This is a genomic window from Aeromonas sp. QDB14, from assembly GCF_027707845.1.
In the GTDB taxonomy this organism is placed as follows: domain Bacteria; phylum Pseudomonadota; class Gammaproteobacteria; order Enterobacterales; family Aeromonadaceae; genus Aeromonas; species Aeromonas caviae.
Window position 1 is genome coordinate 20,928 of record NZ_JAPCJD010000059.1, and the last position, 6,563, is coordinate 27,490.

3 protein-coding genes and 2 tRNA genes are annotated in these 6,563 nt (G+C 62.2%); 2 read left to right on the forward strand and 3 right to left on the reverse strand.

The genetic code is table 11. The features are described 5' to 3' along the window. Positions 1 to 59: 59 nt before the first annotated feature. Both PG887_RS16695 and PG887_RS16700 read right to left on the reverse strand, forming a co-directional pair. A complete protein-coding gene (locus PG887_RS16695; RefSeq protein WP_270822338.1) occupies positions 60 to 1,052 on the reverse strand; it encodes a DUF481 domain-containing protein in 993 nt (330 codons plus the stop codon). A 13-nt stretch (positions 1,053 to 1,065) separates the two neighbouring features. Next, complete coding sequence (locus PG887_RS16700) at positions 1,066 to 1,983, reverse strand: L,D-transpeptidase family protein (protein ID WP_042878776.1); 918 nt, start codon at positions 1,981 to 1,983, stop codon at positions 1,066 to 1,068. Between the two features lie 340 nt (positions 1,984 to 2,323). Between PG887_RS16700 and PG887_RS16705 the strand changes: the two genes are divergently transcribed. Continuing rightward, positions 2,324 to 2,413: transfer RNA gene (locus PG887_RS16705), tRNA-Ser, on the forward strand. A gap of 388 nt (positions 2,414 to 2,801) precedes the next feature. Here PG887_RS16705 and PG887_RS16710 read toward each other — a convergent pair. Beyond that, entirely contained in the window at positions 2,802 to 6,239 is a 3,438-nt protein-coding gene (locus PG887_RS16710) for an ATP-binding protein (protein ID WP_254231636.1), read from the reverse strand. Positions 6,240 to 6,488: 249 nt separating this feature from the next. On the opposite strand from PG887_RS16710, the gene PG887_RS16715 reads away from it, so the two are divergent. Beyond that, positions 6,489 to 6,561: transfer RNA gene (locus tag PG887_RS16715), tRNA-Gly, on the forward strand. Positions 6,562 to 6,563 lie beyond the last annotated feature (2 nt).

Genomic DNA, 6,563 nt, shown 5'->3' on the forward strand with positions numbered 1-6,563 from the left:
CTCGTCTTGCACCCATGAACACAGGCCCACTTCGGTGGGCCTGTGTCGTTTCTGGCGGGTCAAAAACTCGCCCCTAGGGTGATGAGGTGACGCCACTCCTTCTCGCTCACATCCATGTTCAGGCCATGGTAGTCGAGCCAGGCATCGTCCCAATCCAGCTCGCTTGACCAGGAGAGACGCAAATGATCGCTGAAGTAATACCTGAGGCCCAGGCTGCCGCTGACGGACTGCTTTCTGGTCAGATAGGGGGATGGTTGGTCGACGAACCTTTCATAACTACCCTTGCCAAACAGCTCGAACTTCTCTTCCCAGAGTGCCAAGGGCTGCCGGTAGTCCCAACCCAGGCTGACGAAGGGGTAATTGATGATCCTGTCGTCAAACAGGTCTGAGTTGCTCCACACCTCCGGCCTGAAATAGGCCCGCTCCAGGCCGAGCTGGCTGATGATCTCCAGCCGGCGTTGTCTGTCATTCCAGAAGCGGTATCCGGGACCGGAGGCATAGTCAATCTCCAGATAGCCTGCCTCGATCATGTTGTAATCGATGTCGACGGAAGATCGCAGGAACCAGTGATCGTCGAAGAAGAAGTCGAGCTTGGGTTTGAGCTTGTACTCGTGGCTGTCGGTGATGTTGTTTGCCGTTTCGTAGATGTACTCGCCATCCAGGCTGTAACGCCAGTCCAGATTGGCAAACTCGGTGGAGACCTTGAGATTGACGTTGTTGGTCTTCTTGGTGTTCTCCTTGAGCTTGATGTTGAGATCCCCGTTCCCCGTCAGCAGCCAGGCATTGGCCTCATCAGGAGAGTCCAGCAGGGGGATCCCCGTCTTGGTGAGCGGCTTGGGTTTCTCCTGCTTGTCCAGACGCCAGCGTTTGATGGCGTGGCGCGGGACCGTCATGGCCTGACTGTAGGCGGGCTTGATGCGGATCTGCTCGTCCGTGATCTCCTCTATGGTCCCGCTCAGACGATCGCCGTTGTGCATCCAGAGGATGTCCGCCATCGCCGCGGAGCCAGGCAGCAGAAGCAACAGGCAAATCACATGACCCGTTCTGTTCATGTTGGTCAGGCCTTCAGCCGCTCACGGGTTTGGGCAGCCCGCTCTTGCGCTCGAGCAGGGCGGTCACCCGGGCACTGTCGATGTCGGGGGCAGCGATGAACTGCTCGGCTTCGGGGGAGAGCACCAGCGGCGCCCCCTGTGCCATCTCCGCTTCGGTGCGGGAGAGGGGGGAGTGTACCTCCAGCCAGCGACGACCGTCGGGTTCCACCGCCATCTTGACCGGCTGGTTGATGACCCGGACCGGGGTGCCGACGGGAACAAGACCAAACAGGGTTTCGATGTCATCCGGGCGCAGCCGGATACAACCCGCGCTGACTCGCAGACCGACCCCGAAATCCTTGTTGGTGCCGTGGATGAGGTAGTCCTTGTTGCCATAGCCAAGACGCATGGCGAACTTGCCGAGGGGATTGTCGGGGCCGGGGGGGACCACGGCGGGCAGATCGATCCCCTTCTGCTCCAGCCAGGACTTGCGGACCATGGGGCCGGGCACCCAGGTCGGGTTGGGATTTTTCGCAATGACGGTGGTGGTCATCTCCGGCGTCTCGCGGCCGATGTCACCGATCCCGATGGGCAGCACCATCACCTCCTGCTTGCCCTTGGGGAAGTAGTAGAGGCGAAGTTCAGGCAGGTTGATGACGATGCCTTCTCGCGGCACGTCGGGCAGCAGCATCTGGGTCGGCAGAGTGAGCCGGGTGCCCGGGGTGGGCAGATAGGGGTCTACGCCGGGATTGGCTTCGAGCAGTGCCAGAAAGCCTGTCCGGGTATGCTTGCCGACCAGTTCCAGATGATCGCCAGGCTGTACGATGTAATCTTCCAGGGCGCCGATGAGACGGCTGTCCGCTGGCGGCAGGGGATAGGTGTTGGACCAGACAGGTGCGGCCCAGAGGCTGGCGGCGGCCAGCAGCAGTGAGACGATACGAGTGTTGAGCATGGTTGTTCCTATCGGCTGGGGCGAGGGACGGGTTCCCTTCCAAAAAATGAGCAGAGATTGTCAACGAATCCCGCGGGGATTACCAGTCCGGCACCATGACTGCCGGGAGGGCGGAGGCGAGCGCGTCACAGGGTGTCACTGGCCCATCAGGCTCGCCGTATTCACCCGCCCGGAACCGGGTACAGGGTGGAGGCAGTGAGCGAGGAGGCGCAGCCGGGTGAAAGTCACTGGCGTTGGGAGGGGCGGGATCGCCGGATGGCGGTTTTATCGCCAGTCGTCTGATCTGCAACGAGATTTACATTGATTTCCCGGCTAGGGTTGGGTCAATATGAGTGCCCGTGGAGAGATGCCGGAGTGGCCGAACGGGATTGACTCGAAATCAATTGTGGCAGCAATGCCACCCAGGGTTCGAATCCCTGTCTCTCCGCCATTTATTCCCCTCAAGCCCGCGTCCGTCGCGGGTTTGTCATTTCTATCTCATCTCTGTCCATCCCCCGGCTCAGCCATCTCCCAATGTCTTTTCCGATTTGGGGCCTGTGGTCACGGGGTCGCGAAGTCTCACCCCATTCTCTCGAATGTCTATTCACCTGATTAGCCACTTGCCGGCCCAGACAGGTCTCCCGGGGTCATCACCAACATGGTGATGGGGCATGGGCCCGCACCTGCAGGGTCATCTGGCCGACCCCGCGAGCTCAGCCATCGCGATCCCCCTGATAGGCGCAGAAAGCCTGCGAGTAGATGTGTCCAGAGTTGGCTATTGGTGCTTGGTTTTCTATCCCGCAGCCATCATCAGAGCAACGTGGCTGCGGGTTGGAGACTCATGCCTTGCGGCTGGCGAGCTGGCGAAGGCGCTGGGTGCTCTGGTGCAGACTCTGGTGCTGCACCTCGTTCAGGGCGCAGTGCTTGAGCACGTACTCGGCGCTGGCCACCACCGTCTTCCAGCGCGGAGCCTTGGGCAGGGTGTCGAGGTTCAGGTACTTGTCGAGGGTGCGGGTCTGGGGACTGGAGCGGTCCATGTAGACCCGCCACAGCTTGCTCTTCTCCGCCAGCACTATCTTGCCCTTGCCGGTGCTCTGCTGCCAGGTCTCCAGGGTGAGACGCATGGTGTCCACCAGGGCGCGGCGCAGAGGTTCGTCATCCTGCTGGCGAATGAGGTCGTCCGCCAGCGACCTGAACTCCCCTCCCAGCCGGCTCAGTTCCCCCAGCAACTGGCCATCCTCGATGATGGCCTGGCGAGAGAGGCTCTTGAGGGCGTTCTCCAGTGCAGCCATGCGATTGTCGTCCTGGCGCGGTTCGGTGCCAAGGGTCAGCGCATAGGCGTGCTGCCCCCCCAGGTTGATGGGCAGGGCGCGGGCGTTGAGGGTGTCTCGCTGGCCCGCCACCAGGAAGTCCAGCTCCCGCACCGGCTGCGCGGTCATGTCGGGCCAGTGGCTTGCCAGCGGGGCGGCCAGCCACTCGTCCAGCATCTGCCCCTCCATGGCTTCCGGCTCCTGACCCAGCAGGCGCGCCAGGGCCCGGGAGGCAAACAGCACCCCTCCTTGCTCATCGAGGAAGACCATGGGGTCGGCCCCCTCGCCTAGCAGGGCGAGGAGCCGCTCCTGATCCTGGTGCAGTTGCTCCTGGAGCAGTAGACGGTGCTCTATCTCCTGTTTGAGCAGGCGGTTCTCCACCAGGGAGGCGCGCCCGGCGCTGGCCTCCAGCAGGGCTCTCACCCGGGCGAACAGCTCCTCCTTGCAGAAGGGTTTCACCAGATAGTCGTTGGCCCCGGCGTTGAAACCCTCTTCAATCTCCTTGGGCTGGTTGAGGGCGGTGAGCAGCAGCACCGGCAGCTTCTCCTTGGGGTGCTGCTGGCGCAGACGGCGGCAGACGTCGAAGCCCGAGAGGGTGGGCATCATCACATCAAGCAGGATGAGATCCACCGGCTCCTGAGCCAGCTTGGTCAGGGCGTCGTGGCCGTCGCTGCTGGGCAGGATGCGATAACCGCAGGGCTGTAGCAGGTGGCGCAGTATGTGCAAATTGATGGGCTCGTCATCCACCACCAGGATGACGGGGGCATCTTGCGGCGGGGGCGGCAGATCCTCGCTCTCCCAGTCCGGCAGGATGACGGGCTGCTGGCGTACCAGCTGGTGCTCTATCTGGCGGCTGTCGAGGGTCAGACTGCCCGCCTTGCCGCTGGCCAGCGGCAGGGTGAAGGCGAAGGTGGAGCCGACGCTCGGCTCGCTTTCCACGAACAGCTCCCCCCCCATCAGGTGCACCAGCTGGCGGGTGATGGAGAGACCGAGGCCCGCTCCCTGCTTGCTCACTTCCGGGCTCATCTGCACCAGGGGCTCGAAGATGTGCTCCAGATGGTCCCTGGCGATGCCGATGCCGGTATCGGTCACCTTGATGCGCAGGAAGTTGCCCTCCACCAGGGCGCTCAGCACCACCTTGCCCTGGGGGGTGTACTTGATGGCGTTGCCCACCAGGTTGTAGAGCACCTGCTCGAGGCGCTGCTCGTCCGCCAGTACAGGGGGCAGCTCGGCGGGGCTCTTGTCCACCAGGGTGAGGGGCTTGGCCTGTACCAGGTGCTGGCAGAGATCCAGCACCAGCCGGATGACCCCCTTGGAGGAGACCGGCTGGGGGTGGATCTCCAGCTGGCCGTAGCGCATCTGGTGGTAGTCGAGCAAGTCGTCCACGAGGCGCGCCAGACCGTCGGCGCTCTTGATGATGAGGCCGAGCTGTTTCTGCTGCCCTTCGGTCAGGTCCTGCTGGCTGGCGAGCATGGACTCGGCCATCCCCTTGATGCCGTGGATGGGGGTGCGCAGCTCGTGGGAGGTGTTGGCCAGGAGTTCGTCTTTGAGCTTGTCCGCCTGTTGCAGGCTGAGGTTCTGCTTGTGGGTCAGCTTGACCTGCTGTTGCAGCTCCTGGGTCTGGCGTTCGATGAGCTCGATCTTGTCCTTCACCGAGCGCTGCATGTGGCGAAACGCCTGGGCCAGCCGGTCGATGTCATCGTCGGTGCGGGGGATGGTGATGGGGTGATCCAGGGCGCCGTCCGCCACCTGTTCGGCGGCGGCGGTGAGGGATCGCAGGGGCGCCGTGATGGAGTGGGAGAGCCAGCGGGAGAAGAGGATCAGCAGCAGCAGTGAGCCTGCCCCCAGCAGGATCACCAGGGTCTCGAGCTGGCGGATGGGGGCATAGGCCTCGCTGGTGGAGATCTCGGCGATGAAGGCCCACTCGGTATCGAACACCTTCACCTGGGTATAGGCGGCCAGCACCTCGTCATCGTGGTAGGAGAGGAAGGGGCCGACCCCCTGCTCCCCGGAGAGGGCCTTGATGATGAGGGGGGTCTGCAGCGGTCGGAAGTCGGGGCTGAAGCTGTTCTCCACGCTGAATTCGGGGGCGAGCCAGGCGTTGGCGCGCATCCGCTTGTCCGGGCCGATGAGAATGGTCTCGCCGGTTGCGCCGAGCCCCTCCCGCTCCGCCATGATCTGGTTGAGCTTGTCCGGCAGCAGCTCGAAGATGACCACGCCGCGCACATAGTCGTACTGCATCACGGGAGCGGCGAGGTAGGCGACCACCTGGCCGGTCAGCTCGTTGCGGCCAAAATCGGTGAACTCGAAGATCTGCTGGGGCTTCTGGCCGCCATCGAGGCGGCGCTTGATCTTGGCGAAGGTGTTGCCAAGACCGCTGGACTGGTAGGGGCCCGAGAGCAGGTTGGTGGCGAAGTTGGCCTGCTTGGTGACCGAGTAGACCACGTCACCGTTGAGGTCGACCAGGAAGATGTCGCTGTAGTTGGATTTGCGCACCATGTCGGCGTAGCCGCGATGGAAGCGCTGGTGGACGCGGCCATACATCTCGTCCGCCAGGATGAGGGCGCTGATGGAGGGCTCTATCTCCACCTGACTGTCAGGTTGTTGCAGCTTGTCCCAGGAGCCCGGCACATAGCGGGCCTGGGCGCGGGCACGGGCCTCCTGCGGCGTGGTGCCGAGCTTCTCGAAGGCACCGGTGAAACCGTAGAAGCGACCGATACTGTTGCCGGCAAAGTCCTGCTGGGAGAAGTTGATGATCTGCTCCTTGAGGTTGCCGAAGTAGTCTTGCAGCTGGTTTTTCTTGATGTTGCGCACCGAGACCAGATGGTTGGAGGTCTGGGTGGTGAGATCCTTGCCGTGGCTATAGAGGAAAAACAGGGTGACGACCAGGAAGGGCACCAGGCCCAACATGAAAAAAGCCAGCATCAGCTGCGGTCTGAGCCCCCGAGGCCTGAAGTTCCATTTCATCGCATGATTTTCAATTGATAATCCAGTTACTAAACGCGATGAGTTTCTGACTAAAGGCTAACTATTTCAATGGCTTTATCTTAAATTCGCTCGTCGGGTCACAGGGAGCGGGGGGATTTTCGACCAAGGCGTCTAAAGGGTGAGCAAACAGCACGGGAAAGGGCTCAAAGTGAGAAAAAAGGGTTGTGCCCGGGCTCGGGGTACGTATAATGCGCCTCGTTGTCAGGCAACTGGCACGCAAGCAATAATGCGGGAATAGCTCAGTTGGTAGAGCACGACCTTGCCAAGGTCGGGGTCGCGAGTTCGAGTCTCGTTTCCCGCTCC